The following is a 26857-nucleotide window of genomic DNA, read 5'->3' on the forward strand; positions in this document are numbered from 1 at the left end:
AGGACAGCGTGAATAGCCCTTTCGCCGAGACCATCCTGAGCGGTTCCTTGCTGCTGGCCATCCCTGTGGCTTTGCTGGCCGGACTCGTTTCCTTCCTGTCGCCGTGCGTCCTGCCCTTGGTACCGGGCTACCTTGGCTACGTAACCGGGCTGAGCGGCGTCGACCTCCAGAAACAAAAGCGCGGGCGCATGCTCGCGGGAATCGGCCTGTTCGTCCTCGGATTCTCGGCGATTTTTGTCCTGCTCGGTGGCGCCTTCGGCCAATTGGGGACCCTCATCACCGGCCCGCAGAACGCGTGGATCACGCAGTTGCTGGGCGTGCTGGTGATCATCATGGGCGTCGTGTTCCTGGGCGGCTTCGGGTGGTTGCAGCGTGACGCCAAAATCCATGCCAAGCCGCCTGCCGGGCTGTGGGGTGCGCCGTTGTTGGGCATCACGTTCGGACTCGGCTGGGCGCCCTGTATTGGTCCCACCTATTCCGCCGTCCAGTTGCTGAGCCTTTCCGGGGGATCGTCCGCGGCGAAGGGGGCTCTCCTGGCGTTTGTCTATAGTCTTGGCCTTGGCATTCCCTTCCTGTTGATAGCCCTCGCAGTCCGCCGGGGGATGGGTGTGATGTCCTTTTTCCGCAAGCACCGCCTCGCCATCCAGCGGATGGGCGGGGGCATCCTGATCCTCCTGGGACTCCTGATGGCCACTGGAGTGTGGAGTGCCTGGGTAACCGGGCTGCAGTACTGGTTCCAAACCGATGTGAAGTTGCCGATCTGATGAGCGAGCCCGTGCAAGGTAAAAAGAAGTCCAACAAGTCCACCAGCGAATCCGCGAAAGCTGGCAAGGAAGCTGGCAAGGCCATTGATAAGGCCAAAGCTGAGGCGGCACTGCCGGCCCTGAGGATCATAGGGATGCTGCGCTGGGCCTGGACCCAGCTGACCAGCATGCGTACAGCGCTGTTCCTTCTGCTGCTCCTGGCCGTCGCGGCCGTTCCCGGCTCGTTGTTCCCGCAGCGCCCGGCGAACCCTTCGATCGTGACGCAGTACATCAGCGACCACCCGGACTACGGCAAGCTCCTGGACTCCGTACAGCTCTACGACGTGTACTCCTCGGCCTGGTTCTCGGCGATCTACATTCTTCTGTTCATCTCCCTGATCGGCTGTGTCACGCCACGGGCCATCGCCCACTACAAGGCAATGCGCTCCCAGCCGCCGCGGACCCCGAAGCGTCTCTCCCGCCTCCCGGAGTACGGCACGCTCGTGCTGCCCGCCGACGCCGGGATCCCGGCGTCGAAGGCTATTTCGGACGCCGCTGCGGTGCTGAAGAAGCGCGGCTACCGCGTGGAGGTGCGCGACGTCGACGCCGCCATGCCTTCCTTGGGTGCCGAGCGCGGCTTCCTCAAGGAAGTGGGAAACCTCGTGTTCCACGCTTCGCTGATCGGAGTGCTGGTTTCTGTGGCGGTCGGCGGGCTGTTCGGCTACAGCGGCCAGCGCATCCTGGTGGAAGGCGATACGTTCGTGAACACCTTGGTGGGCTACGACCAATTCAGCCCCGGCACCAACTTCCAGAGCAGCTGGCTGCAGCCGTACTCCATCCAGCTGAACAAGTTCGACGTCAAATTCGACCGTGAATCGTCGGCGCACTTCGGCCAGCCCATCGACTTCACGGCGGACGTCACCACCAAGGACACCCCGGACGCGCCCGCCAAGAAACAGGTCCTCAAGGTCAACGATCCCGTGTCGCTTGGCGATACCAGCATTTACCTGACGGGCAACGGCTACGCTCCTGTGGTCACTGTCCGGGACGGCGCCGGCAACGTAGCCATGCAGGGGCCTGTCGTGGCCAAGCTGCAGGGTGACAACTACTACTCGTCGGTGGTCATCAAGGTTCCCGATGCCAAGCCCGATCAGCTCGGCTTCGCGGGGTTCTTCCTGCCCACGGCCATGGTGACGGACAAGGGTGTCGCCTACAGCGGCGATCCCGAACTCTTCAACCCGCAGTTGAACCTCAACTCGTACTACGGCGACCTTGGCCTGAACAAGGGCGCCCCGCAGAACGTCTTCGAGCTCGATGTAGCCAAGCTGACCCCGCTCAATGGCCGCGGCATGGCGGAGAAGGCCATCGCGCTCGCCCCGGGAGGCACCTACACGCTTCCTAATGGCAAGGGCAGCATCACTTTCGACGGCGTCAAGAAGTACGTCGGCGTCGACATCCACCACAATCCGGGCCAGGCCACCGCGCTCGTGTTCGCCTTGCTTGCGGTCGCCGGACTGATTCTCTCCCTCTACCTGAACCGCCGTCGCGTCTGGGTCCGCACCGGAACCCACGACGACGGGCGCACAATGGTGGAGTATGGTCTCCTTGCCCGCGGCGAGGACCACAGGCTGGCCGGCGAAGCTGCCGCGATCCGCGAACTGCTGCAACGGGAATGGCTGCTCCACACAGATCAGTCCACCGACACCGTTTCTTCCTCAACCTCGAAGGACCAGTAATGTTCCCCATCAACGAAACCATGGGCCAATACAGCGAGCTTTTCATGCTGCTCGCGGCCGGCACCTACACGGTGGCGTTCATCGCTTTCGCGTGGGACCTCGCCAAGAGCAGCAAGATGCTGAAGGCAGTGGACCTGAAGGCAGCCTCTTCCGTGGCAGCCGAGGTTAAGGTTCCGGTCGCCGCCGGGCGTGCCCGTGGAAACGACGTCGGCGGACCGGCCGGCCGTACTGAGCGCCCGACGTCGGCCATCACCTCCGTCAACCAGACCGCCGGCGGTGACATGAAGTACGCCGCCGAGCGCCGCATTCCCGCCCGCGTGGCGGTGGCGGTCGCGATCATCGGCGTGGCAATCCATGGTGCCGGAGTCATCACCCGCGCGATCGGCGCAGGCCGCGTGCCGTGGGGCAACATGTACGAGTTCCTGACCACCGGCGCTTTCCTGGTGGTTGCGGTCTTCCTGCTCTCGCTCATCCGCCGTGACCTGCGCTTCCTGGGCACCTTTGTGCTGGGCCTCGCCGTGATCATGATGGTGGCCGCGTCCGTGACGTACTGGACCCCGGTAGGCCACTTGGTTCCGGCACTGCAAAGCTATTGGCTGGTCATCCACGTCTCCATCGCCGTGATGTCCGCGTCCCTGTTCACTTTGACGTTCGCCATGTCAGCCCTGCAGTTGCTGCAATCGCACCGGCAGAAGACCCTGGCGGCCGGCGGCGTGGACAAACTGGGCTTCATGCGGCTCGTACCGAACGCGTTGAGCCTGGAAAACCTGTCCTACCGCATCAACACCGTGGGATTCGTGGGCTGGACCTTCACCCTCATGTTCGGCGCCATCTGGGCAGAGAAAGCCTGGGGCCGATTCTGGGGCTGGGACACCAAGGAAGTCTGGACCTTCGTGATTTGGGTGGTCTACGCCGGCTACCTGCACGCGCGCGCCACCCGCGGCTGGACGGGAACCCGCGCTGCCTGGTTGTCGATTGCGGGCTACCTGTGCGTGATCTTCAACTTCACGGTGGTCAACGTATTCTTCAACGGCCTGCACTCTTACTCGGGTCTCTCGCAGTAGGGCTGCTCTTCCGAAGGGCGCCGTGCCGTCCTGACCCTTTTTGAATTGACGACGACGGCGACACTCCGCACTTGCGGGCGTGTCGCCGTCGTTCGCGTTTCAAAAGAGGTCAGGAAGGGAGCCCACTCGTGCCGCGGGTTCTGTCAGCTGTTGACGTCGCCGCTGTCGTCGGCCTTGGATTCGCCCTTGAGCTTGCGTTCCTTGGCTTCGAGCTCGGCCTTGAGCTTCTTTAGCCGTTCGGCTTCGGCCTGGTTGCGGCGGCGGACCTCCAGGTTGCGGAGAAAGTCGGGGTCGTCGTCGGGGGCAGTGGGGTGGCTCGCGGGCTGCGGGGTGGGTCGGATGTTGTAGGGGCGGCCGATGAGGAACCAGAGAACCGCACCGACAACGGGCAGCAGGATCATCACCACGATCCATGCGGTTTTGGAAATTCCCCGGGTAGAGCGGCGGTCGGTGCGAATGACGTCCACCAGCCCATAGACGAACACGAGCAGGACGGCGACAACTGCAACAACGCGGAGCATACCGTCAAGTCTAGTCGCCGCCGGGTCCAACGATAGCTGTGCGATCAGGGTGCAATCAGGCTGTGAGGCTAAACTTGATCCGTGGCTTTCCTCAAATACTCCCTGATCCGTCTGGGGCTCTTCGTACCGCTCTTCGTCCTCTTCGCGCTCCTGCAGACGGGTTTGTTGCTCGCGGCGGTTTTCGCGGGCCTTATCGCGTTCGCCATCAGCTACCTGTTTTTCAAGAAGCAGCGCGATGCCGCCACTGCCGCCATGCGGGAACGTTTCTCCGGGAAGGCCAAGCCCATCCGCTCCGCCTTGGAGATTGAAGACGCCTCGATCGAGGACCGGCTGGTCGATGAAAACCCCGCGGTAAAGGTCGAGAACGACCGCCGCCCCAAAGAAGCCTAGAAGCTCATTTGTGAGCGAGGGTTCGGGAAAACCGGTCGATATGTGAGCGACGGTTCGGGGGAGGACGCTCGCTCACCTATGTGGGGCTTCCCGCGGACGCTCGCTCACATCATGTGAGCGAGGGTTGGCGAAAACCGGGCTATAAGTGAGCGAGGGTTGGGGAAAAGCGGCCTCTATGTGAGCGGGCGTTAGAAGCCGTGGCTCAGGATGAGGCCCAGGGAGAACAGCACGCTGTAGCCAAGGTTGATCATTCCGGTCTGCTTGAGTACGGGAATGAGGCTCTTGCGCTTGCGGCCGTTGACCATGAGCCAGGCCGGCATGAGGCAGGCGGGGATCAGGAGCAGCACAATCAGCATCCAGGGCCTGGTGGGCGCCAGCACCACCACCAACAGGATGGCGAGGGCCAGCATTAGGACGTAGCTCTCGCGGGCGTGGCGGTCGCCCAGCCGCACGGCCAGTGTCCTCTTGCCCGCCGCCATATCCGTGGGGATGTCGCGCACATTGTTGGCCATCAGCAGGGCGCAGGCGATCAATCCTGTTCCAATGGCGCCGATGACCGCCGGAAGGCTCACTTGCCCGGCCTGCGTGTAGGTGGTGCCCAGCGTTGCCACCAGGCCGAAGAAGACAAACACAAACAGGTCGCCCAGGCCCATGTAGCCGTACGGGTTCTTGCCGCCGGTGTATCCCCAGGCAGCAAGGACGCAGCCAATACCCACCAGGATCAGCCACCAGCTCTGCGTAATGATCACCAGGACCAGGCCGAAAATCATGGCCAGGCCGAACGCACCGAACGCGGCCCATTTGACGTGGTCCGGTCGTGCGGCGCCGGAACCGACCAGCCTGAGCGGACCCACCCGGTCCTCATCGGTGCCGCGGATACCGTCCGAGTAGTCGTTGGCGTAGTTGACACCGATCTGCAGCAGCAGCGCCACGAGGGCGGCGAGGATGGCATTCAAGAGCCGGAAAGATTGCAGCTCGTAGGCGGCCGCTGTGCCGATCAGCACCGGCGCGATCGCGGCCGGCAGGGTGCGCAGGCGGGCGCCTTGAATCCATTGTGCAGCTGTTGCCACGTTCAGTACCTCGTGTTGTTTCGCGTTGGGGAAGGCAAATGACGGTCAGGGAGGACGTGTCTATTCTCCCTGATGCACCTCGGTGAGCAGCTCGATCATGGCCAGCCGGTCAGGCTTTCCATTGGGGAGCATGATGAGGCCATCCGTGGTCAGCACTGTTTTGGGAGCGAGGGTCCCTAGCGATTCCTGGCAGCGGGCCTTGTAGTCCGCGATGGCTTCCGGGGAACTGTCCTCGACCGCAACATAGGCGGCCACCGCCTGGCCCCACTCACGGGAAGGCACCCCGGCCACGAAAGCCGCCTGGACGCCGTCGAACTTTTCAAGCTCCGCCTGGATGAACGCGGCGGAGGCTTTCACGCCGCCGGTGATGATGACGTCGTCGGCGCGCCCCAACACTGTGAGGGTTCCGTCATCGGCAAGCTCGCCGAGATCGTTGGTGCGGTACCAGCGGGTGCCATCCTCCTCGAAGAATGCCTCGGCGGTCGCATCGGGCGCGTCCAGGTAACCGGAAGCCACGGTGTCGCCGCCCAGGAGGACCCGGCCGTCGTCGCCGACAATGACCCTGACGCCGTCCAGCGGGCTTCCGTCGTACACGCAACCGCCGCACGTCTCGGCCGAGCCATAGGTAGTCACGACCTTCAGTCCGGCCTCCCTGGCGGCGTCCAGCAGCGCGGCGGGTGCAGGTGCCCCGCCCAGGAGGATGGCGTTGAAACGGCGCAGGGCTGCGAGGGTCTGCGGCGAGGGAGAGTCCAGGAGCCGCTGCAGTTGGGTGGGTACCAAGGACGTGAACCGGATCTTGTCGGTCAGTTCTTCGGCGGCGGCGGTGAAGGCCTCCGGAGTGAAGCCATTCGAGAGGTCCATGGCCCACGGACGGGTGCCCGCGAAAAGCGAGCGGACCAACACCTGGACCCCTGCAACGTATTGCAGGGGCAGGGCCAGGAGCCACTGTCCCTCACCTCGGAGCGCGATGGCCGTGGCCATGGAAGAAGCAGCGAGCTCATCGACTGTAAGGACCGTGGCCTTGGGCGTGCCGGTGGAACCGGAGGTCCGGACCACTACCGCGGCGTCCTCGAATCCGGGCGTTTCAACGGGGACGGCCACCGGGGTGCCGTCTTCCGGGATGATGATTTCGACGGCGGGTCCCTCGTCGTGGAGGGCGGCGGCCAGGGCTTTGAGAACGGGATCGATGTTCACGGGCGAGTCCTAGAAGTAGTAAGGGAAGTTGGACCAGTCCGGATCGCGCTTCTCGAGGAAGGCTTCCTTGCCCTCCACGGCTTCGTCCGTCATGTAAGCCAGGCGCGTGGCCTCGCCGGCGAACACCTGCTGGCCGGCCAGGCCGTCGTCGGCGAGGTTGAAGGCGAACTTGAGCATGCGGATGGCCTGCGGGGATTGGCGCGCGATGTCCGCGGCATACTCCAGGGCGACCTCCTCGAGCCGCTCATGGTCCACGGCTTCGTTCACTGCACCCATGCGGACCATGTCCTCCGCGGAATATTCACGGGCAAGGAAGAAGATCTCGCGTGCGGCTTTCTGCCCGATCTGGCGGGCGAGCAGCGCCGAGCCGTAGCCGGCGTCGAAACTTCCCACAGTGGCGTCGGTCTGCTTGAACTTTCCGTGCTCGCGGGAGGCGATAGTGAGGTCCGAGACAACGTGCAGTGAGTGCCCGCCACCGGCGGCCCAGCCGTTCACGACGGCGATGACCACCTTGGGCATGGTCCGCATGAGCCGCTGGACTTCCAGGATGTGCAGGCGGCCGGCCCGGGCAGGGTCGATGCTCTCCTGCGTCTCGCCGTCTGCTGTTTTTTGTACTACGTACCGGTAGCCGTCGCGGCCGCGGATCCGCTGGTCCCCGCCGGAACAGAAGGAATGGCCGCCGTCCTTGGGAGAGGGGCCGTTTCCGGTGAGGAGCACAGTGGCGACATCCGGGGTCATCCGGGCGTGGTCCATGGCGCGGTAAAGCTCGTCAACGGTGCCGGGGCGGAAGGCGTTGCGGACCTCCGGACGGTTGAAGGCGATCCTGACTGTAGGAAGGTCCCTCGCTACTTTGCCGTCTGCGTCCCGCTCGACCTGCCGGTGGTACGTCATGTCCTGGAAGTCGTCGAAACCGGACACGGTACGCCAGCGCGACGGGTCAAAGACGTCGGATACCTTGGCGGGGAAGTCGTTGCTCACCCTCAGAGTCTAGTAATCCCCTTAGCTGATGCAGAACTCGTTGCCTTCGGGGTCGGCCATGGTGTGCCATTCGTGCGGCCCTTGCTTGGCCGTCCACAGGTATTTCGCGCCCCGCGCTTCGAGGGCGGCGCGGACCTCGTCCTTGTCCTGTCCGTTCAGTCGCACGTCCCAGTGGACGCGGTTCTTGACGGTCTTGTCCTCCGGAACGGTCTGGAAGAGGAAACGCCTGCGGGTGTCCTTGTCCTGGTCCTCCGCCGGGCCAATGGCCGCTCCGTCCTTCCACACGAGCTTGCCGTTGTGGGTGGTGGTCTCTTCCTCCGTGGCGAAGCCTTGATCCACCATGGACCGGATGAATGCCTCGTCCTGGGGTTCCACGATCCACTCGAGCGTTTCGGCCCACCAATCGGCCAGGTCATGCGGATTCTTGCAGTCGATCACTACCTGAAAGTTCAGTGCCATGGACTGAACCTACGACGACGGCGCGTGGCCGCGGAAGTGCCTAGCGGACAGTTCCAGTCCGGGCTGGGTCAGCCGCCCAGGAGTTGCGGCGGGATCGCGTAGATCAGCACCACGGCCAACAGGTTCTTGGCGGCGTGAACGAAGTAGGAGAACATCACGTTCTTGCCTGTCCAGACATAGACGGCCACCAAGACGACGCCCATTCCGAGGTAAGGGGCCAAGGCGGGAAGCACCAGGCCCTCACGTCCCACCACGTGGATGGCGGCGAAACAAACCACGGACAGAACGCAACATAGCCAAATATTGACGCGACGGGACAGCTTGCCGATGAGCAGGTGCCGGAACAGGTATTCCTCGACGAAAGGACCCACCACCACTAGCAAAGGCACCACGAACCAGGCCGGCAGTTGCAGGACCAAGGACTGGAGCCCCAGCTGGTTCTGCGACTCCTTGGCCGAGCCGGTGACTGTTACCAGGATGGCGGTGATCATCAGCATCGCCACGATGGACAGCGGAATCATGGCGAGCGTGAACCACGGACGTGTGGCCAGTATCAGGAGGTCCCGGGCTATGACGCGCCACGCAGCCGCAACTGCGAAGAGGCCGACCGAAGCGTAGAAGGCGAGGTTGATGGCGTAGACGGCGGTTGCGGGGTCGGGAAAGACCCGCTGCACGAAAGCCGTCACCGGGGCGGTGGCGAGGCTCAGAACAGCCGCCAATGACACATAGAGTCCGAAAGCCGCAGCGTCCAAGCCCGTGAAACGGTATAGCCTGCCGGCTGGCGGAATGGTGCCCATGTGTCCAGCGTAGCGCCCCGTTTGTTGCCCGCGTCACGCTCCGCCGAAATCACCGGGTACGATGGTTTTGCCGGATTTACCTTCGACGCTTCCGTGTTTTCGCTACTGATTCGACGTGCCAACAGGCCGAAAGCTCGAATTGCCTGTGCCGATGCGCGTGAAGCCAGGGCCGGTATCTCCTCAACCCACAAGGAACAGCTGTGCCTCAAAACACCACAACCGACCTTCAGCGTGAGCCGGGAACCCTGGCTGCGCCCAGTACCGCTACAACTTCCGAAAACCTCAGCGCCGAGGGCTACCAGAAGACCCTGAGCCGCCGCCACGTCACGATGATCGCGATGGGCGGCGCGATCGGTGTCGGCCTCTTCATGGGCGCCGGTGGACGCCTCGCCTCCACCGGGCCGGCCCTGATTTTCTCGTACGCCATCGCCGGCGTCATCGCCTACCTGCTGATGCGGGCCCTCGGTGAACTGATCATGTACCGCCAGACCTCCGGCTCCTTTGTCAGCTACGCCGGTGAAATGTTCGGCAAAAAGGGCGCTTTCCTCTCCGGTTGGATGTATTTCATCAACTGGGCCATGACGGGCATCGCCGAACTCATCGCCATCGGCCTGTATTTCCAGTTCTTCTTCCCGAATGTTCCCGTTGAACTGTCCGCCATCGCCGCACTGGTGCTGCTGGTGGCAGTGAACCTGTTCAGCGTCAAGGCCTTCGGTGAGTTCGAATTCTGGGCTTCCTGCCTCAAGGTTGCCGCGATCCTGATCTTCCTGGCCGTGGGCACCTTCATGGTGGTCACGAACGCGCAGGTCGGCACCGGCCACGCGTCCGTCGGGAATCTCTTCGCTGCCGACGGCGGTATGTTCCCCAAGGGCGGACTGGTGATGATCCTGGTCCTCAATGCCGTGATCTTCGCGTACAACGCCATCGAACTGGTCGGCATCACCGCCGGCGAGATGCAGAACCCGGAACGCGAAGTGCCCAAGGCGATCCGCGCCGTCGTAATCCGCATTGTGGTTTTCTACGTCGGTTCCGTCACCCTGCTGGCGATGCTCCTGCCCTCGGACCAGTACCACGCAGGCACCTCTCCGTTCGTCACGGTCTTCGGCCAGATGGGCTTGCCGTGGATGGGCGACGTCATGAACATGATCGTCATCACCGCCGCGCTGTCCTCATGCAACTCGGGCCTGTACTCGATCGGCCGCATCTTCCGCACCATGGCCAACAATGGACATGCCCCCAAGTGGCTCACCAAGATGTCCACCCGCCACGTGCCGTACGCGGCCATCCTGGCAATCGGCGCCGTGTACCTCGTGGGCATCCTGCTAAACATTTGGCTGGGTGGCTCGCACGCCTTCGACCTCGCGCTGAACACCGCTTCGATCGGGGTCATCTTCACGTGGGGAGCGATCTTCGCGAGCCAGATCGCGCTGCGCAAGAAGAAGGGCAACGTCTCCAGCCTCCCCATGCCGGGTTCGCCGTGGACCAGCTGGGTCGGCCTGGTTGCCCTGTTGGCCATCACCGTCCTGATCGGCATGGACACCATGACGGACAAAGCCACGGGCGAAGTGTTCCTCCTGGGCCTCTGGACCTTGGCCACCATCCCGTTCTTCGCCCTGGTGCTGTGGCTCGGCTGGCAGAAGGTCAAGAACAACGAACCCAAGAGCGAGCTGTTTAGCTAATCCCAGCATCCATTGCTCCCCACCGGCTCCCAGCCTTCGCAAGCTCAGGCCGGGGCCCTCGCCGGCGTGGGCCCCAGTAACTGCCGTTTTGAGTGCTCAGAACGGCAGTTACGGAGCAGTTGATGACCCCTTCAGGTGCTTCGCGAAGTGGTCCTCGATACGCTGCCAGGCTTCCGGGGCCGCAGCCGGATCGGGTTTGATGCCCATCACCCGCATCAGCGGACGCAGCGGCCGGGGGCCTACCGGAACGTCGTTCATGAAGGCGTGGCCCGCCGTCGGGAATTCCTTGACGTCGTGCTCGATCCCGAGTTTTGTCAGCGCGGCCTCCAGCTTCGCGGCCGCTCCCGGCATCGTCCGGTCCTTGCCCCCGTAGTTGGCCACCACCGGGCATGCACCTTCCAAAGCCTGCTCCAGGTGCCGAGGCAATTGGCCATAGTTGACCGATGCGGCGTCGAAGTCGTCATGGGCCGCGAGCAGGGCGAACGCCCCTCCCATGCAGAACCCGATGACCCCCACTTTTCCGGTGCACCGGGCATCGTTGCGGAGCCAGGACCGGCGCCGTGGACACATCCGTGAATGCCCTGCCCGTGCCCGACCCCAGGGAGCGCATGGTCGCCACGAGGCAGCGCCTCGCGCCGCCGTCGCTGTAGAGGTCGACGGCGAGCGTCAAGTAACCGGCCGCGGCGAGCCGGTCCGCGTGGCCGCGCATCACATCGTCGAGCCCGAACGCTTCATGGATAAGTACGACGCCGGGAAACGGCCCCTCACCGTCGGGCTCGGCAAGGTACCCCTGCAGGGCCCGCGAACCCCCTGCCGCCGCACTGTCCGCGCTCAAGTCGATGTGCACCATGGTGCAATCCTGCCAGACCGCGCAAGTGTCTTTGTCGGCGGTCGCAGTTAGGCTCGATGCATGGACCACAGCACCACTCTCAGCCAGCACGTCAACGCCTCCCGGGAGAAAGTGTGGGCCGTCATCTCCGATATTCCGGGCTCGGCCAAGACGCTCTCCGGCGTCAAAGCCATTCAGATGCTTAGCGAGGGACCATATGGTGAGGGCACGCGGTGGAAGGAAACCCGCGCCATGATGGGCAGGGAGGAAACCGTCGAAATGTACGTTTCCCAGTGCGATCCTCCGTGCGGGACCACGGTCAAGGCCCGGCAGGGCGGTGCGGACTACACCACCCGCTTCACCCTGGAAGAGCGCGACGGCGGGACCGAACTGGCGTTGTTCTTCGGCGCCGAGGTCCTCAAGCCGACTTTCTTCAGCAAGGTCATGATGGTCGCCTTCGGAAAGCTCGGGATGAGCATTACGCGCAAGGCGCTCGCAAAGGATCTCGCGGAGATCGCGGCGAAAGCGGAGGCGCTCTGATGGCGGCGGTCGCCAAGGTGACGGCGCCCCGGATTTCCCCGATCAGGCTTGACGAGCTCCGCGACGATCCATCCCCGGATTTCCGGCGCGGCGAACGGTACGACGGCGTCCGCCTCACCCGTGCCGTAGCCGACGGAGCGGAGCTGAGCGGGGCGGATTTCATCGAGTGTGAATTCAACGGAGTCTCCTTCAACGAAGCCCAGCTGCGCGGCGCGACGTTCCGGGACTGCATCCTGAATGAGCCCTACGCGCCGGTGTTTACCGCTGCACGCACCTCGTGGCGTGAAGTGGAGATCAGCAACCCGCGCTGGGGTTCGGCGGAAATGTACGAGGGAGCCTGGCATTCGGTAAAGATCGACGGCGGCAAGCTGGACTTCCTGAACCTGCGTGGATCCAAACTCACGGACGTGGTGATCACGGGCTGCATCATCAACGAGCTCGATCTCGGGGCCTGCACCGCGACGCGCATGGTGCTCAAGGATTGCACCATCGGGACGCTGGATGTCTCAGGGGCCAAGCTCAAGGACGTGGACCTGCGTGGCTCGGACTTCCGGATGATCAACGGACTTGGTGGACTGTCCGGCGTGGTCATCGATGATTACCAGCTCAGCCTGTTGGCACCCCTTTTGGCCGGACACCTGGGTATCCGGGTGATCTGAGCGGGGCAGTGGCACGCGATGCGGGGAGTTGGCTACGTGACGGTTGATCGCGCGACAGTTGACCGTGGCGCGGCGCCGTGTAATCTTTATAGAACGAACGGTCGGTAAATTATTCGCCGACCCCGCTCCCTTCGCGAAGGATGTTCTCATGGTCGAGGCTTTTCTTGTTGGCGGTGCCCGCACCCCTGTCGGCCGGTATGGCGGTGCGCTTTCCGCGGTCCGGCCTGATGACCTGGCAGCCCTCGTGGTCCGCGAAGCCGTGGCTCGTGCCGGCGTCGACCCCGACTCCATTGATGAAGTCATCCTGGGCAACGCCAATGGCGCCGGTGAGGAAAACCGCAACGTCGCCCGCATGGCAACCCTTCTCGCGGGACTGCCCCTCCACATCCCCGGCATCACGGTCAATCGCCTGTGCGCCTCCGGAATGAGCGCCATCATCATGGCCAGCCACATGATCAAGGCCGGTGCGGCGGACATCGTGGTGGCGGGCGGCGTCGAGTCAATGAGCCGGGCCCCCTGGGTGCAGGAGAAGCCCTCCACTGCCTTCGCCAAGCCTGGGCAGATCTTCGACACATCCATCGGCTGGCGCTTCGCCAACCCCCTGTTCACCAAGGGGGAGCTGTCCCGCGGCGGCAAGATGACCTATTCCATGCCGGAAACTGCCGAGGAAGTCGCCCGGGTGGACGGCATCTCCCGCGAGGATGCCGATGCCTTCGCCGTCCGCTCCCACGAACGCGCCCTTGCTGCCATCGCCGGGGGCCGCTTCAAGGAAGAGATCGTGCCCGTCACCGTGAAGACCCGTAAGGGTGAGACCGTGGTGGACACCGACGAAGGCCCACGCGAGGGAACCACCATGGAGGTACTCGCCGGGCTCCGCCCGGTGGTTGCCGGCGGCTCCGTTGTCACGGCGGGCAACTCCTCCTCGCTCAACGACGGCGCGTCCGCCATCATCGTTGCGTCCGAGGCTGCCATCGAAAAGTTCGGCCTCACCCCGCGGGCGCGCATCGTCGACGGCGGCTCGGCCGGCTGCGAACCGGAAATCATGGGCATAGGCCCCGTTCCGGCTTCCCAGAAGATCCTGGCCCGTTCCGGACTCACGGTCGGTGACCTTGGCGCCGTCGAACTCAATGAAGCCTTCTCGACGCAATCGCTCGCGAGCATGCGGCGTCTGGGCCTCGATCCGGACATCGTGAACCTCGACGGCGGCGCGATCTCCCTGGGGCATCCGCTCGGTTCCAGCGGCTCGCGTATCGCTATCACCTTGCTGGGCCGCATGGAACGCGAGCTGGGCGGCGCCGACCGGAAGATCGGCCTCGCGACCATGTGTATCGGCGTCGGGCAGGGCGCCGCCATCCTCCTGGAAGGCATGTAATGGCGTTGAACCCCGAGGAATTCCGAACGTTGCTCATCGAGGAACGCGCGGACCGCGTCACCGTCCTCCTGAACCGGCCCGAGGTCCGCAATGCGATCGACCAGCAGATGGTGGACGAACTCCACAAGGTGTGCGATTACCTTGAGCGCGAGCCGAAAATCCTGATTATTGCCGGCGTCGAAGGCGTCTTTGCGTCAGGTGCGGATATCGGCCAGTTGAGGGAACGCCGCCGCGACGACGCCCTGCGGGGCATCAACTCCACCATCTTCGTGCGGATCGCGAAGCTGCCCATGCCCGTCATCGCGGCCCTGGATGGCTATTGCCTAGGCGGCGGGGCCGAACTCGCCTACGCCGCGGACTTCCGCATCGGCACGCCCAGCCTGCGGATCGGCAACCCGGAAACCGGCCTGGGCATCATGGCCGCAGCCGGGGCCACGTGGCGCCTCAAGGAACTCGTGGGGGAGCCGATCGCCAAGGAAATCCTCTTGGCGGGCGCCGTCCTCCGTGCCGAGGAAGCCCTTCGCATCAACCTGATCACCCAGATCCATGAAGCGCCCGTGCTCATGGAAGCTGCCCACAACCTTGCCGACCGGATCGGCCGGCAGGATCCCCTGGCCGTTCGCATCACCAAGTCCGTGTTCCACGCCCCGGTCGAGGCGCACCCCGTGATCGACACCCTTGCGCAGGGCATGCTTTTCGAATCGCAAGCCAAGTTCGACCGCATGCAGGCGTTCCTGGACAAGAAGAGCGCAAAGCAATCCAGCGACAACCCAGACAGGACCTGAAAATGACAGCAACGCCCGCCATCCCGCATGTCGTCGGTGTCCTCGGCGGTGGCCGCATGGGTGCGGGTATCGCCCATGCTTTCCTGATCAAGGGCGCCACGGTGATCGTCGTCGAGCGCGACCACGACTCCGCCGCCGGTGCGCAAGGCCGCGTTGCCGAGGCCGTGGCCAAGTCCGCTGCCCGCGGCACCCTGACTGAAACCGCCGAACAGGCCTTGTCCCGGTTCAGCACCTCCACCGACTATGACTCTTTCGTCCATTGCGGGCTCGTGGTCGAAGCCGTGCCCGAAGATTACGAGCTCAAGGTTGCTGCCCTCAAAGCGGTGGAGGAGCACCTCTCCGCCGACGCCTTCCTGGCCTCCAACACCTCGTCGCTCTCCGTCACAGGCCTCGCCTCTCAGCTCCGGAGGCCTGCCAACTTCGTGGGCCTGCATTTCTTCAACCCGGTCCCGGCTTCCACGCTCATCGAGGTGGTTCTGGCCAAGGAGACGTCGCCGGAACTCGCCGCCACGGCGAAAAGCTGGACCGAGGCACTCGGCAAGACCGCCGTCGTCGTCAATGACGCGCCCGGCTTTGCCTCCTCGCGGCTGGGCGTGGCGATCGCACTCGAGGCGATGCGCATGGTTGAAGAAGGCGTGGCCTCCGCGGAGGACATCGACGCCGCCATGGTGCTCGGCTACAAGCACCCCACGGGACCGCTTCGCACCACCGACATCGTGGGCCTGGATGTGCGCCTGGGCATCGCCGAGTACCTGCATTCGACGCTGGGGGAGCGATTCGCCCCGCCGCAGATCCTGCGCGACAAGGTTGCCCGCGGCGAGCTGGGCCGCAAGACCGGCAAGGGTTTCTTCGACTGGACTGACTAGCTTTTTCGGGCCACCCAACTAGTCCCCACCGCCCCCTCGCCTCGCAAGCTCGGCCAGGGAACCCTGGCGGCGTGGGCCCACGCAGTTGTTGTCGTTTTGAGGCTCGATAACGACAACAACTGCGAGCTACTTGGGCGTCGAACTGCTACTTGGGGGTCCAGCCTCGGTCGAGGAGCACGGCACGGACTTTCGCGACGGCGGACCGTGCGTCGTTCTCCATGTGCCGTTTGGAGATCCTCACCAAGTGCCAGCCGGCACGGGCGAAATCCTCTTCGCGGGCGATGTCCCGGACTATCTGGGCCGGCTCGGAATGCGGCTCGCCGTCGTATTCGACCGCCACACGGTGTTCCGGGTAGGCCAGGTCCGGTTGACGTACGACGCCGGCGCCTAGCTCAGCGGCCACGTTCAGTTGCGGTTCGGGCAGTCCGGCGTTTTCGAGGGCCAGCCGGAGCCGGGTTTCGGGTGCCGAGTCCGAGCCGATCCGTGCCTGTTCGAGGGCCAGGCGTGCCTTCCGGATGCCAGGCGTGCCTTTGTGCCGGTCCAGCATGTCGGCCAGTTGTTCCAATGTTGCGTACGGCTCTGCCCTGCCCTCAAACTCCGGCCGAGGGATCCGCACCAAATGGTCGGCCACGACCGTCAGTTCATCCACACTCATCTTCCGGGACACATCAAGCCACGTCCGGGTGCGGGTGGTGATCAAGAGACCGTCAAGACTGGTGATTTCGTCGTCGAAGAACTGCCCCACATGCCCAACCACCCCGGTTCGTCGAGGAATGGCCATGGTGTCCGGACGCGAAATGTGGATGCGCGGATCATCGCTGCCTGGCAGGAACCCCGGGAACGACCAAAGGGTGAAGGCTGTGGCGTGCGAGGCAGCCGAGAACTCGGTCACCGCAGTGAAAGGCCGGACGAAACGGACGTCCCTGGGCTGCCCCTGGACCAATGCGCGATCCGGAATCCTGATGCCGCGGCTTGGCGAGGGGAGCGATCGGTGCCGCAACCGCCGGAGGCTCACGCCGGCGTCGACCGCTTCTTGAAAGGTGAACGGGGCGCACGCCAGCAGCGTCGGCAAGGGTTGCGGGGTCCTCATCGCCTTATCGTTGCAAATCCTGGAACGCCTTTTTGAGTTATCCACAGGCAATTGCCCCGACACCCAACTGACTCGCAGTTGTTGTCGTTTACAGCCCCCAAAACGACAACAAATGCGAGCTAGTTGGGTCGGTAAGGCTGCCTAGGTGTCTCGCCCATTGTTGGCGCGGCAACAACGGCGGTTGCAAATAAGGGAAAATGCACGAACAACCGTCAACTGAAGATGCATGTCAGTACCCTGTACAGCTCCTGCGTCTAGTCGTCTAGCTCAAAAATGTCTTCGACGCTGACCTCGAAGAACTTGCCCAGGCGCAGACCCAAGGGAAGGCTCGGATTGAACCTCCCCTTTTCGATCGCGATCACCGATTGCCGTGAGATGCCGACGGCCTGGGCAAGTTCTTCCTGCGAAAGATTCTTTGAGGACCGAAGTTCGGCTACCCGGTTCTTCATCGAGCGAGCTTCTTCAAGATGACTGCGTGCCGGACGAAATACATCACGATCAGCGTCGCCAAAAGGACAAGCGTCATAAATGCCGGGTGCGCATAGTTGCCAAAAATTAGATAGGACGCCCCAAGGGCGGTGATGAGAACGAGGGCGTCGTAGAAGGCAGCCGAAGAGGCTTTGAGTGCCACTTCACTCTCGATCCCCTCCGCGGAATCCGAACGGACCATCCTCGCGTCCTGTTTCTTGATGACCATCACTGCGGGGCCTGTGAGTACTACAACGCAAACCATCAATACCCGGGGGACTCCATTCCATGGTCCGTCCTGAACGGCAGCGCTCCATGCGGCCAGTACGGCGATGAGCGCAAGAGCAACGCCAACAATGGCAAGGTATTTCAGGGCCAAAGGGGAACTCTCCATGGAATGTAAAGTACACTTTACATTCCGCTTTTGCAAGGGAACTGCGGTGCGTCTGCGAGGCCTGGCCCCTGGCCCGATCAGCGACTGGAAACCGCTTGGGCCTGCCTCCGGTTAGGCTAACCACGTGACTCTCATTGCACCCGTGACCCTGGATGGCCGCTTCGTAACCCTGGAGCCCCTTAGCGCCGAGCACCACGACGGCCTGGTAGATGCCGCCAAAGACGGCGAGCTGTGGAATCTTTGGTACACCTCGGTACCGACGCCGGAGGGCATGGCCGCGGAGATCGACCGCCGGCTCGGGCTGCAGGAGCAAGGATCCATGCTGCCGTTCGCTACCCGGTTGAAGGCGAACGGCAAGCTCATTGGCATGACCACATACATGAACATCGACGCCGCCACCCCGCGCGTCGAGATAGGTTCCACGTGGAACGCAGCCTCGGCGCACGGCAGCGGCAGTAACCCGGATTCCAAGCTGCTGCTGCTTCGCCACGCTTTCGAGACCCTCGGCTGCCCCGCCGTCGAATTCCGCACGCATTGGCTCAACCACCAGTCCCGCGAGGCCATCGCTCGGTTGGGTGCCAAGCAGGACGGCGTCCTCCGGAACCACTCGCGGACTTTGGACGGGGTGCTCCGCGACACCGTGGTGTTTTCCATCCTCGAACACGAGTGGCCGGCTGTCCGCACAGGCCTTGAGTTCAGGCTCGCGAAGCGGTCCTGAGCGCGCTCCGGCCGCGCCTGGGGGCGGTTACTTCTTGAGTGCGCTATTGACCGCCGTACGGTAGCCCTGGGAGTAGCCGGCGTCGTTGGGATGGAAGTTTTCCAACGCGAGCTGAGGCGGATCCAGGGGTGATGGCTGGGTGTAGTGGATCCACGGATTGTTGGAACCGATGCCGTGCCCGATGAACCGCTCCGTCACGCTTACGTAGCCCACATCCGCGGCGGAAGCGGCGCCGGCGATTGTCGCATTCAATTGGTCAGCCATTCCGTTCAGAGTGGTGGCCAGCTCTTTCTGCGCGGGAGGCATCTTGGGGCCGATAGTGAACAAGCGCGGGTAGCCGGTCAGCACGATCTCGGCGTGGGGTGCCTTCTGCCGGATGGACTGGACCATGGCCACGATGTTGCCAGGTAGCGCGGGCAGCGCATTCGCCACGCCCTGCACGGCCGAAGCGCACGCGAGGGCATCGGCGCTGGTGCAGGCCACCGCCACGGCTCCCGTGCCGACGTCGTTGCCGCCAACAGTGACCGAGACTTCAGTAGCGGACCCCAGGACGATCGCAACAGGGTCGGCTGGCGACAGATTGTCCAGACCTGCCTTGACGGCAAGCGACGTGGCGCCGAAGCAGCCCAGGTTCAGCCCGTTCAAGAGGGCCGCGTAGCTGTCCAGGCTCTGATGGCAGCCCGGCAATGAGCCCGGAGCCGGACTGCTGCCGCCCGTCCCGGCGGCATAGGAATCGCCCAGTGCTACATAGACATCGGTCGGGTTCGCCTGTGCCGGTCCAGTTCCGAGCCCTGCCAGGAGTACGACGGCGGCGACGGCGCCCGCCAGGCGGCCAAACCGGCGTCGCGAATTCGCTGCTTGCATGATTGATATCCCCTCGTCTCGATCTGCGGTGCCGCTTGGCGGCGCGGGCTACCCCAGCCCGGCAGTCTTGCGGCCAGACTACGCGAGCTGCGCGCGCACGACTACGAAAACCAAACTAGCCGACAGTTGTTGTCGTTCTGAGCCTTCAAAACGACAACAACTGTCAGTCAGTTGGGTTGGTGGGCGGGAGGGGCCAGGGCGCTGCGGACCGAGGTCCAGGACTTGAGGACCTCCAGCACGTCCGGGTCGCGTTCGGTCAGGACGGCCTGTGCGTAGGATTCCTCAAGCAGCGCATCAACGGAAACGCGGGTGCCGGTAGAAGCGCTGAGGATGGCCGCTTCCACCATGGCCAGGCTCATGATGTTCTGGTGGACCTGCCCCATGGGAGTATTCCCGGTACGCAGGGCCACCACGAAGTCACGCAATGAACCGGCGATCTCCTGGCCCGGATCCTCCGAACCGGCTCCGGACGGAAGAGGCAGCGAGGACTCAGGATCGTTGTCGCCGTCCCACAGGACAGTCCCGTGTTCGCCGCTGATCCGCCACGCGGCGTTCCAGGAGGTCTCCTGGCCCGGGCTGCACCAGCTTCCGGTGAACACGAAGCGCTCCCCGCCGGTCATTTCGAAGATGGCGGTGGCCCCCGCATCGCCGCGGTACCAGCTCCAGGACGGGTTGTACTCCTCGCAGAACACCGAGACAGGATCCGCGTCGAGCAGGAATCGGGCCATGTCGAACTGATGGATGGCCATGTCCAGGAGCAGTGGGTGGTCCATCGCATCCCGGAAACCCCCGAAATGCGGGCCCTTGAAGAACTCGGCGGAGACAATGCCCACGCTGCCTAAAGAAGCGGCGAGGCGTTTGGCCTCGAAAAGCTGCCTGTTGTACCGGCGCGACTGGCTGACCATGAACAGTTGGCCGCTCAGCTCCGACGCCGCCGCAAGCGAGAGCCCCTGGGCTACCGTCGAGGCCACGGGCTTTTCGCCCAGCACCGGGAGCCCCGCCGCCAGCGCCTCGGTGGTCACCGGATGGTGCGCCACCGGAACGGTGACGTTGATGACTGCTTGGGCGCCGACGTCGGACGCCAGCTGTGCGGTCCCGGAGCCCACCGGCAGATCGCGACGCCCGATCGCCGCCGCTCCGGCGCGGGCGGCGTCCAGGTCCAGGTCGACGATGCCCGCGAGCTCCACGAGCGGCGACTCCTGGACCGTCCGGAGCCACGCGCGGCCCATCCCCCCGGCGCCGACGACGACGACGCGAAGCGGAGTGCCGTCGTCGGGAATGGTGGCGAAAGGGGTGCTCATGCGTTGGCTCCCTGGTAGCTCTTGCCGTTGAAGAAGTCGTTGGTCTCATAGCGCAGCAGTTCGGGGTAGGCGCGCTCCGGCCGATCGGTGACTGCCCATCCGACGGCGTTTGAGATGACCCTGCGGACGTCCTTGTGGTGGTAGACCGGGTAGTCCTGGTCGCCGGGGCTGAAGAAGAAGATCTTGCCGTGGCCGCGGCGGAAGGTGCAGCCCGAGCGGAAGACTTCCCCGCCGCTGAAGGAACTGATGAACACGAGTTCCTCGGGAGTGGGGATGTCGAAGAATTCGCCGTACATTTCCTGCTGATCGATCACAATGGGGTGCGGCACGCCCTTCGCGATGGGGTGGGTGGGGTCCACGGTCCAGACCAGTTCGCGGTCCTGCTCACTGCGCCAGCGCAACGTGCACGAGGTGCCCATGAGCTTGGTGAAGATCTTGGACCAGTGCCCGGAGTGCAGGACGATCAGGCCCATCCCGGACAGGACGTGGCGGTGCACGCGCTCGACAATCTCGTCGTCGACATCACCGTGGGACATGTGCCCCCACCACGTGAGGACGTCCGTGTTGCCGAGGACTTCCTCGGTGAGGCCGTGCTCCGGCTCGTCGAGGGTGGCGGTGCGGACGCTGGCCTTGTCGCCGAGGTTCTCCTCGATGCCGGACTTCACGGCCCCGTGCATGCCCTCCGGGTAGAGGCGGGCCACCAGTTCGTCGCGCTTTTCGTGCCGGTTTTCGCTCCACACGGTGACGCGGATTGGTTCAGTCATGGCTTCTCCTTTGTTGATGTTGAAGGGCGGTCTACTTGACCGCGCCGCCAGTGGTTCCCGCCGCGATGTACTTCTGCGCCGCGACCAGCAGGATGATGGCAGGGATGGAGGCGAGGACCGCCGTCGCCATGACCGAGCTCCAGTCGTTCACATAGGCGCCGATGTACTGGAAAATTCCCAGGGTCACGGGGCGCACGGCCTCGGTGGTGGTCAGGGTCAGGGCGAACAGGAAGTCGCTCCAGGTGAACAGGAAAGTGAACAGCCCCGCGGTGATGAGCGAGTTCCTGCTCAGTGGCACCACGATGGACCAAAACGCCCTCACATGCCCGGCGCCATCCACGCGCGCCGCCTCGATGACCGACGTCGGCATGCCGTTCATGAAGGCCCGGATGATGAGGATCGCGAAAGGTATGCCGTGCGCGGAGTCGGCCAGGATCAGGCCCGGGATCGAATTGAGCAGGCCAAGATCGTTGTAGGCCGTGTACAGCGCGTTGGCCACGACGATTCCCGGAATCATCTGGCTGATCAGGATCGCGAAGAGGACCACGCCGGCGCCTTTGACCTTGAAATAGGCCAAGGCATAGGCCGCCGGCGCGGCGATGGCCAGGCTGAGTACAACGCTGCCCAGCGAGATCACCAGGCTGGTGGCCAGGTTCCCGCCCTGTTCGCTGATGGCCGTGGCGTAGCCGGTGAAGTCCGGCTTGAGCGGCAGCCATGAAGTTTCCAGCGTGGTGCCGTTGGGCTGCAACGAAGCGTTGATCATCCAGTAGACCGGGAACAGCATGATGGCCAGGAAAAAGATGGCCAGGACGGTGTAGCCCCACTTTTTGTGCTCGGGTCCGGAACCGGAGCGCTCCGGTCCCGCGCCTTTTCGGGCATTCCCTTTCCGGGCGCCTCCTTTCGGGGCGCCTCCTTTCCGGGCGCTCGCCGGCGCCGAGCGGCGGATGGTGATTTTCGTCGTCGTCATGGTTTCCTCACTCATCGACGGACCGCCGGCTGGCCCGCAAGTACAGGACAGCGAAGACGAGGGAAATGACCACCAGGACGTTTCCCAGCGCGGCGCCCTCGCCGAATTTGAACTCGTGGAAGGACAGATCGTAGGACTGCGTGGCGATGGTCTGGGTCGAATTCGCCGGGCCACCGTTGGTCAGGCCCAGGATGATGTCCAGCACCTTCAGGGTGTAGACGACGCCGAGCACCAGGACCACGCTCACCACCGGACGCAGCATCGGCCAGGTGATGTGCCGGAACGCCTTCCAGCCGGTGGCGCCATCTAGGGAACCGGCTTCATAGAGCTCATCCGGGATTTCTTGGAGGCCGCCGTAGAGGATGGTCAGGTTGAACGGGATGCCGATCCAGATGTTCACGCCAACTACCGCGATCAGCGCCAGCGAGGTGCTGGTGAGCCATGGAACGCCCGTGTTCACGATGTGCAATTCGCCGAGGAAGCGGTTCAACGCTCCGCTGTCCTTGTCCAGGATCCATCTCCACACCGCGCTGGACACGATGAGCGGAAGCAACCAGGGGAGCAGGAGCAACGAACGCAGGATTCCGTTGAGCGGGAACTTGCGCTGGAAGAAGATCGCCAGCGCCAGCCCGATCACGAACTGCCCCAGGATGGATCCCAGCGTGAACAGCGCGGTGTTCACCAAAGACGTTGAAAACAACGACGACGACAGCACCTTCGCGTAGTTCGCCAACCCCACCCAGGGGGCCTCGCCCGTGAAGAACGTGGCCGTGGTGTAGTCCTGGAAGCTCATCACGATGTTCTTGACCACGGGGTAGCCGAAGAACAGCGCCATGTAGATCACGGCAGGAACCAGGAACAGCCATTGGAAGAGACGCTCGCGGCGTTTGCGGCTGCGCCGGCGGGGGGACGGGCTTTCCTCCCGGGCACGGACGCTGTCTGACCCGGGTTTGGCCCGCTGGTTGGCGCGCGACCTGGCCTGCTGGTTGGCTTGCGACGAATCTGTTGTGAGGGACATGTCCAGCCGCTTACTGTCCTTGGGCTTGCTTGAGGGCGTCGGCCGGGGAGGCCTTGCCCGTCAGTGCGGTCTGGATAGCGGAGTAGATTTTGGTCGCTTGTGCCGGCCATCCTTCTCCGAGTTCGCCGGTGCGGGCACGGGCGGTCTTGATGAGATCGGTGAAGGTGGAGAGCTTGGGGTTGTCGGCGGCGAACTTCGCGGCCAGCGAAGTCTTGGAGGGGATGGTGTTGCGAACCTTGGCCAAGGCCAGCTGGTTTTCGTCGCTGTTCATGCAGGCCACCACTTCCGCGGCCTTGGCCTGGCGGGCTTTGTTGCCTGTCTGCGGAACGGTCCACACTTCGCCGCCAAGCGGGGCAACGGCTGTCTGGCTGGCGTCACGGACCGGAATCTTTACGACGCCGTAGTGCAGCGCGGCGTTCTTATCGAGCGCCGGAATCTGCCAGGGGCCGTTGACCATCATGGCTGCCTTGCCTGCCATGAACTGGTCCTTGACGTCTGCTTGTGTCCAGTTCAGGGCTGAAGAGGACACGGACCCGTCCTTGACGAGGTCCGTCCAGAGCTGGAGGGCCTGGGCGGTCTCGGGGGTGTCGATGTTCTTCTCGTCGCCACCGTTGGACCACATGACAGGGAGGAACTGCCACGTGCCCTCATAGGTGGGGTTGGCGTTGAAAGCCAGGCCATACTGCTCGCCCGACGTGAGCTTGGTGGCCGCAGTCTTCAGCTCATCCCAGGTGGTGGGCGGGGTGACTCCGGCCTTGGCCAGAATGTCCTTGTTGTAGAAGAGCGCGATCGTGTTCACGGTGGGGGCGAGCCCGTACACCTTGTCCTTGTAGGTGCCGGCGCTCAGGACGCCGGGCGCGAAATCGGTGGTGCTGATGTTGAAATCGGACAGCGGAGCGAGCGCTCCGGTGGCGGCAATCTGTTGCAGATCCGGGTTGTCGAGCATGAGTACATCCGGCAGCGTCTTCGAAGAGGACTGCTGGAGCACCTTGGAGACCAACGACTTGCCCGGCACGGTCTCGCGCTTGATCGTCACGCCGGCCTTGATGCCGCAAGCCGTCAGGGCGTCGCCGATGAAGGACTTGTCCGGCTCATTGTTGTAGTAATCCATCACGGAGATTTCCTTCACGGCATCCGTGGAGGAGGCGGAGGAAGTGGTACCGCAGCCCGTGATGGCGAGCGGGAGTCCGACCAAGGCTGCCACGGCCAGGGCGAGCGGGCGGCGTGTCCTGATAGCTGACTTCATTGTCTGTTCCTTTGTTGGTGGGAAAGGGAATGGTGCGTTTGTTGAGGGGAAGCGAATCGAATTATCGATGCGTATCGACGATGGTGAAACGAAAGGGGGGTCGTGAAACGAAGGAGCAGGCCCGGTGGATCAGGGGTGGCGATTCACTGTGGGCGGAGCGTGCTGGAACGGTGCGTGATGACCGTGGGCACCAACTCCAGGGATTCGTGTGGTCCCTGGGAGTCGGATTCGAGGAGCTGGCACATGATTTTGACGGCCCGGCGAGATACTTCCGCCGGGCGCAGATCGATGGTGGAAAGCGGAATGGGTTGGAGCTCGGCAAGCGTGGGGGAGGCGCTGCCGATTACTGAAACGTCCAGTCCCAGGGTCAGGCCACGACCGCTCAAGTCGCGGCGCAGAATGTCCTGGATGGTGCGATCCGGCACGATGAAGGCAGGGTTGCCGGTGGTGCTGGCGAGGGCCTTGTCCACCGATTCGGAAATGGTGGCGCGGTCCGTCCCGCCGGGAAGATGGAGCACGGTTACGCCTAGGGCTTTGGCCGCGACATCCGTGCCGTGCAAGAACCGGTCGACGTAGTTCACATGCCGGTCCATCACGGCGGGCTGCCAATCAATGACGGAAATTACAGAGTGGCCTGCGGCCGCAAGATCCCGGACGCAGTGCTCCCCGGCCATTTCGAAGTCGGCGTCGATGCAGACCAGCCCGGACGGATCGCGGGGGATACCGATGAGCACCACGGGGACGTGCAGGCTGCGGGCCACAGGGAGGCGCTCGTCCTCGTCCTCAACCTGCATGAGGATCAGGCCGTCGCAGATTTGCTGCCCGACGACGCGGCGCAGTCCGGCGGCCCCTTCGTCGTCGGTGACGAGGAGAATGTCGTGGTCGAATTGCCGGGCGGTGCTGGCAATGACCGAGACGAATTCCATGATCGATCCCATTTCCAGCTCCGGGATGAACGGAATAACCAGGCCGATGACCCGGGTTTTGCGGCTTGCCAAGGCCCTGGCGCCTGCATTGGGCTGGTATGTCAACTGCTCTATGGCGGCCTCGACCTTTTTCCGGGTCTTCTCGGAAATGGGCCGCTTGCCGCTGAGCACATACGAAACGGTGCTTTGGGCTACGCCGGCAGCCTGGGCGACATCCTTGCTAGTGGGCACGATCCAGGCCTCCTTGCCGGGTCCAGTGGTCTTGATCTGATGTGTGGTTCTGTGTGTCGTCGATACGCATCGTCGATGCGTATCGAAGAAAAGTATGACATGGGTCACGTAAAGCACGCAAGACCCACTCCCGTCTTTCTTCCCAACCCTCGCTCACATATTTGGGCCTCCTCGGAAACCCTCGCTCACATATGGCGCCGTGTGGTTAGCTGTCCGGTATGGATGGGATCTCAACCGCCGCCAAGCAGCGGGGCGTCCATTGGGACGGTGCGGTGAACGCCTGGCACATCGCCGGGGGCGTGTATCGGATGGGTCGGCGGGAATGGCTCACCGACGCCGGCTGGCGGCAAATGTACGACGCCGGCATCCGCACCGTGATCGACTTGCGGACCCTTCGCGAGCAGCAGCCGAGGGAGGTCGATCCCGAGGTTTCCGCGGAGGCGACTTCACGCTTCGACATCGTCCATTGCCCCACTGAGGACCCGGATGACAAAGAGTTCACCGAGCGCTTTGGGCCGTACCTGAAGGACCCTGCACACTACGCCGACTATGTGCGGCTCTTCCCGGACAACCTCGCCGCGGTTTTCAAAGCCATCGCCGCGGCACCCGGCGGGGTGGTGGTGCACTGCGCGGCCGGGCGCGACCGTAGTGGGATCATCGCCGTGATGCTGCAGAACCTGGCAGGAGCCAACGACGAGGAAATCGTTCGGGGTTACCAGCAGGGAATGCGAGGAATCAATGAGCGCCATCGCCACCATCGCGCCCCGCACGCCCACGATCCCTTTCTCGAGGAAGACGCACTGGAGGCCATGCTGGCCGAACGCAGCGTGAGCCTCTTGGAATTCGCGCACTCCCTGGACACGCTTGCCTTCCTGGGAGCGAACGGGGTCTCCGAGGCCGAAATCGCAGCCATCCGCGCGAAGCTCAACGCTCCGGCGCAGTAGAAGGTACGGCAAAAACAGGGACGACCACGCGCCGTCGTGACCTTCTTTGAACTCGGAAAGCGCTTACGACACGGCGAGTCGTAACTTTCGGGCGCTAGGACACGTCAAAGAAGGTCGGGAAGGGCGCAGCTCCAAGCGCCATCTAGTGTGCAGATCGGGGCTCTCATGTATTCTGTCTATATTACCGAACGGCCGGTCAGTAATTTGCGGCCGTTCAGTCCATATCGTGCCCGTGCCTTGGAAG

28 protein-coding genes and 1 pseudogene are annotated in these 26857 nt (G+C 63.8%); 12 read left to right on the top strand and 17 right to left on the bottom strand.

Going from position 1 to position 26857, the window contains the following annotated elements; translation table 11 throughout:
* Window positions 1–8: 8 nt before the first annotated feature.
* The 3 genes from AC1DJW_RS09070 to ccsB are packed head-to-tail and all read left to right on the top strand — an operon-like array spanning window position 9 to window position 3543.
* Window positions 9–764 carry a cytochrome c biogenesis CcdA family protein gene (locus AC1DJW_RS09070; protein WP_476901178.1) on the top strand — a complete coding sequence of 252 codons (756 nt, stop codon included), beginning with the start codon at window positions 9–11 and terminating at the stop codon, window positions 762–764.
* Window positions 764–2479, top strand: a complete 1716-nt coding sequence (gene resB / locus AC1DJW_RS09075) for a cytochrome c biogenesis protein ResB (RefSeq protein WP_476901179.1) — start codon at window positions 764–766, stop codon at window positions 2477–2479. Before AC1DJW_RS09070 ends, resB begins: the two co-directional genes overlap by 1 nt.
* The gene (ccsB, locus tag AC1DJW_RS09080; protein WP_476901180.1) at window positions 2479–3543 is read left to right on the top strand and encodes a c-type cytochrome biogenesis protein CcsB; all 1065 of its coding nucleotides are present in this window, start codon (window positions 2479–2481) and stop codon (window positions 3541–3543) included. The genes resB and ccsB overlap by 1 nt, the downstream gene beginning before the upstream one ends.
* A gap of 143 nt (window positions 3544–3686) precedes the next feature.
* On the opposite strand, the gene AC1DJW_RS09085 is transcribed toward ccsB, so the two are convergent.
* Window positions 3687–4064 carry a PLD nuclease N-terminal domain-containing protein gene (locus AC1DJW_RS09085; protein WP_284753805.1) on the bottom strand — a complete coding sequence of 126 codons (378 nt, stop codon included), beginning with the start codon at window positions 4062–4064 and terminating at the stop codon, window positions 3687–3689.
* Between the two features lie 81 nt (window positions 4065–4145).
* Here AC1DJW_RS09085 and AC1DJW_RS09090 point away from each other — a divergent pair, with 81 nt between their 5' ends.
* Entirely contained in the window at window positions 4146–4454 is a 309-nt protein-coding gene (locus AC1DJW_RS09090; RefSeq protein ID WP_476901181.1) for a DUF4229 domain-containing protein, read from the top strand.
* A 188-nt stretch (window positions 4455–4642) separates the two neighbouring features.
* Here the strand turns inward: AC1DJW_RS09090 and AC1DJW_RS09095 are convergent, their stop codons facing one another.
* The 5 genes from AC1DJW_RS09095 to AC1DJW_RS09115 form a co-directional block, all read right to left on the bottom strand.
* The gene (locus tag AC1DJW_RS09095; protein WP_390278029.1) at window positions 4643–5524 is read right to left on the bottom strand and encodes a 1,4-dihydroxy-2-naphthoate polyprenyltransferase; all 882 of its coding nucleotides are present in this window, start codon (window positions 5522–5524) and stop codon (window positions 4643–4645) included.
* A gap of 60 nt (window positions 5525–5584) precedes the next feature.
* On the bottom strand, window positions 5585–6718 hold the full coding sequence (locus tag AC1DJW_RS09100; RefSeq protein ID WP_476901182.1) for an AMP-binding protein: 1134 nt from the start codon (window positions 6716–6718) through the stop codon (window positions 5585–5587).
* A 9-nt stretch (window positions 6719–6727) separates the two neighbouring features.
* Window positions 6728–7696, bottom strand: a complete 969-nt coding sequence (locus AC1DJW_RS09105) for a 1,4-dihydroxy-2-naphthoyl-CoA synthase (RefSeq protein ID WP_390278033.1) — start codon at window positions 7694–7696, stop codon at window positions 6728–6730.
* A 21-nt stretch (window positions 7697–7717) separates the two neighbouring features.
* Window positions 7718–8155, bottom strand: a complete 438-nt coding sequence (locus tag AC1DJW_RS09110; RefSeq protein ID WP_459342137.1) for a VOC family protein — start codon at window positions 8153–8155, stop codon at window positions 7718–7720.
* A gap of 68 nt (window positions 8156–8223) precedes the next feature.
* Complete coding sequence (locus AC1DJW_RS09115; RefSeq protein WP_284753796.1) at window positions 8224–8952, bottom strand: CPBP family intramembrane glutamic endopeptidase; 729 nt, start codon at window positions 8950–8952, stop codon at window positions 8224–8226.
* Window positions 8953–9152: 200 nt separating this feature from the next.
* Here AC1DJW_RS09115 and AC1DJW_RS09120 point away from each other — a divergent pair, with 200 nt between their 5' ends.
* Window positions 9153–10631 (top strand): amino acid permease, encoded by a 1479-nt coding sequence (locus AC1DJW_RS09120; protein WP_476901183.1) that lies wholly within the window; start codon window positions 9153–9155, stop codon window positions 10629–10631.
* A 108-nt stretch (window positions 10632–10739) separates the two neighbouring features.
* Here AC1DJW_RS09120 and AC1DJW_RS09125 read toward each other — a convergent pair.
* Window positions 10740–11481, bottom strand: a pseudogene (locus AC1DJW_RS09125) (dienelactone hydrolase family protein).
* Between the two features lie 60 nt (window positions 11482–11541).
* Between AC1DJW_RS09125 and AC1DJW_RS09130 the strand changes: the two are divergent.
* The 5 genes from AC1DJW_RS09130 to AC1DJW_RS09150 all read left to right on the top strand — a co-directional run bounded on the left by AC1DJW_RS09130 (window position 11542) and on the right by AC1DJW_RS09150 (window position 15682).
* A complete protein-coding gene (locus tag AC1DJW_RS09130; protein ID WP_284753791.1) occupies window positions 11542–12000 on the top strand; it encodes an SRPBCC family protein in 459 nt (152 codons plus the stop codon).
* A complete protein-coding gene (locus AC1DJW_RS09135) occupies window positions 12000–12659 on the top strand; it encodes a pentapeptide repeat-containing protein (RefSeq protein WP_390278044.1) in 660 nt (219 codons plus the stop codon). The genes AC1DJW_RS09130 and AC1DJW_RS09135 overlap by 1 nt, the downstream gene beginning before the upstream one ends.
* A gap of 148 nt (window positions 12660–12807) precedes the next feature.
* A complete protein-coding gene (locus tag AC1DJW_RS09140) occupies window positions 12808–14031 on the top strand; it encodes a thiolase family protein (RefSeq protein ID WP_284753787.1) in 1224 nt (407 codons plus the stop codon).
* Window positions 14031–14816 carry an enoyl-CoA hydratase/isomerase family protein gene (locus AC1DJW_RS09145; protein ID WP_284753786.1) on the top strand — a complete coding sequence of 262 codons (786 nt, stop codon included), beginning with the start codon at window positions 14031–14033 and terminating at the stop codon, window positions 14814–14816. Before AC1DJW_RS09140 ends, AC1DJW_RS09145 begins: the two co-directional genes overlap by 1 nt.
* Window positions 14817–14818: 2 nt before the next feature.
* On the top strand, window positions 14819–15682 hold the full coding sequence (locus AC1DJW_RS09150) for a 3-hydroxyacyl-CoA dehydrogenase family protein (protein ID WP_284753784.1): 864 nt from the start codon (window positions 14819–14821) through the stop codon (window positions 15680–15682).
* Between the two features lie 145 nt (window positions 15683–15827).
* Here AC1DJW_RS09150 and AC1DJW_RS09155 read toward each other — a convergent pair whose 3' ends face one another.
* The 3 genes from AC1DJW_RS09155 to AC1DJW_RS09165 all read right to left on the bottom strand — a co-directional run bounded on the left by AC1DJW_RS09155 (window position 15828) and on the right by AC1DJW_RS09165 (window position 17634).
* A complete protein-coding gene (locus AC1DJW_RS09155; protein WP_476901184.1) occupies window positions 15828–16772 on the bottom strand; it encodes an endonuclease domain-containing protein in 945 nt (314 codons plus the stop codon).
* A 254-nt stretch (window positions 16773–17026) separates the two neighbouring features.
* Window positions 17027–17221 (bottom strand): helix-turn-helix transcriptional regulator, encoded by a 195-nt coding sequence (locus tag AC1DJW_RS09160; protein ID WP_234758296.1) that lies wholly within the window; start codon window positions 17219–17221, stop codon window positions 17027–17029.
* Entirely contained in the window at window positions 17218–17634 is a 417-nt protein-coding gene (locus tag AC1DJW_RS09165; RefSeq protein ID WP_284753781.1) for a hypothetical protein, read from the bottom strand. The genes AC1DJW_RS09160 and AC1DJW_RS09165 overlap by 4 nt, the downstream gene beginning before the upstream one ends.
* 124 nt (window positions 17635–17758) lie before the next feature.
* Between AC1DJW_RS09165 and AC1DJW_RS09170 the strand changes: the two genes are divergently transcribed.
* On the top strand, window positions 17759–18352 hold the full coding sequence (locus AC1DJW_RS09170; RefSeq protein WP_284753780.1) for a GNAT family N-acetyltransferase: 594 nt from the start codon (window positions 17759–17761) through the stop codon (window positions 18350–18352).
* A gap of 27 nt (window positions 18353–18379) precedes the next feature.
* On the opposite strand, the gene AC1DJW_RS09175 is transcribed toward AC1DJW_RS09170, so the two are convergent.
* The 7 genes from AC1DJW_RS09175 to AC1DJW_RS09205 form a co-directional block, all read right to left on the bottom strand.
* Entirely contained in the window at window positions 18380–19216 is an 837-nt protein-coding gene (locus AC1DJW_RS09175) for an SGNH/GDSL hydrolase family protein (protein WP_476901185.1), read from the bottom strand.
* 167 nt (window positions 19217–19383) lie between these two features.
* A complete protein-coding gene (locus AC1DJW_RS09180; RefSeq protein ID WP_476901186.1) occupies window positions 19384–20517 on the bottom strand; it encodes a Gfo/Idh/MocA family protein in 1134 nt (377 codons plus the stop codon).
* Entirely contained in the window at window positions 20514–21281 is a 768-nt protein-coding gene (locus AC1DJW_RS09185; RefSeq protein WP_476901187.1) for a ThuA domain-containing protein, read from the bottom strand. The genes AC1DJW_RS09180 and AC1DJW_RS09185 overlap by 4 nt, the downstream gene beginning before the upstream one ends.
* A 31-nt stretch (window positions 21282–21312) precedes the next feature.
* Complete coding sequence (locus AC1DJW_RS09190; RefSeq protein WP_284754176.1) at window positions 21313–22065, bottom strand: carbohydrate ABC transporter permease; 753 nt, start codon at window positions 22063–22065, stop codon at window positions 21313–21315.
* A gap of 190 nt (window positions 22066–22255) precedes the next feature.
* Window positions 22256–23266, bottom strand: a complete 1011-nt coding sequence (locus AC1DJW_RS09195; protein ID WP_284753776.1) for a carbohydrate ABC transporter permease — start codon at window positions 23264–23266, stop codon at window positions 22256–22258.
* A gap of 10 nt (window positions 23267–23276) precedes the next feature.
* Window positions 23277–24512, bottom strand: coding sequence for a sugar ABC transporter substrate-binding protein (locus tag AC1DJW_RS09200; protein ID WP_476901188.1), 1236 nt, complete (start codon window positions 24510–24512; stop codon window positions 23277–23279).
* Window positions 24513–24655: 143 nt separating this feature from the next.
* The gene (locus tag AC1DJW_RS09205; RefSeq protein ID WP_284753772.1) at window positions 24656–25669 is read right to left on the bottom strand and encodes a LacI family DNA-binding transcriptional regulator; all 1014 of its coding nucleotides are present in this window, start codon (window positions 25667–25669) and stop codon (window positions 24656–24658) included.
* 218 nt (window positions 25670–25887) lie between these two features.
* Here AC1DJW_RS09205 and AC1DJW_RS09210 point away from each other — a divergent pair, with 218 nt between their 5' ends.
* Window positions 25888–26613, top strand: a complete 726-nt coding sequence (locus AC1DJW_RS09210; RefSeq protein WP_476901189.1) for a tyrosine-protein phosphatase — start codon at window positions 25888–25890, stop codon at window positions 26611–26613.
* Window positions 26614–26857 lie beyond the last annotated feature (244 nt).

The sequence above is a fragment of the Arthrobacter sp. 05L417 genome (assembly GCF_056397865.1).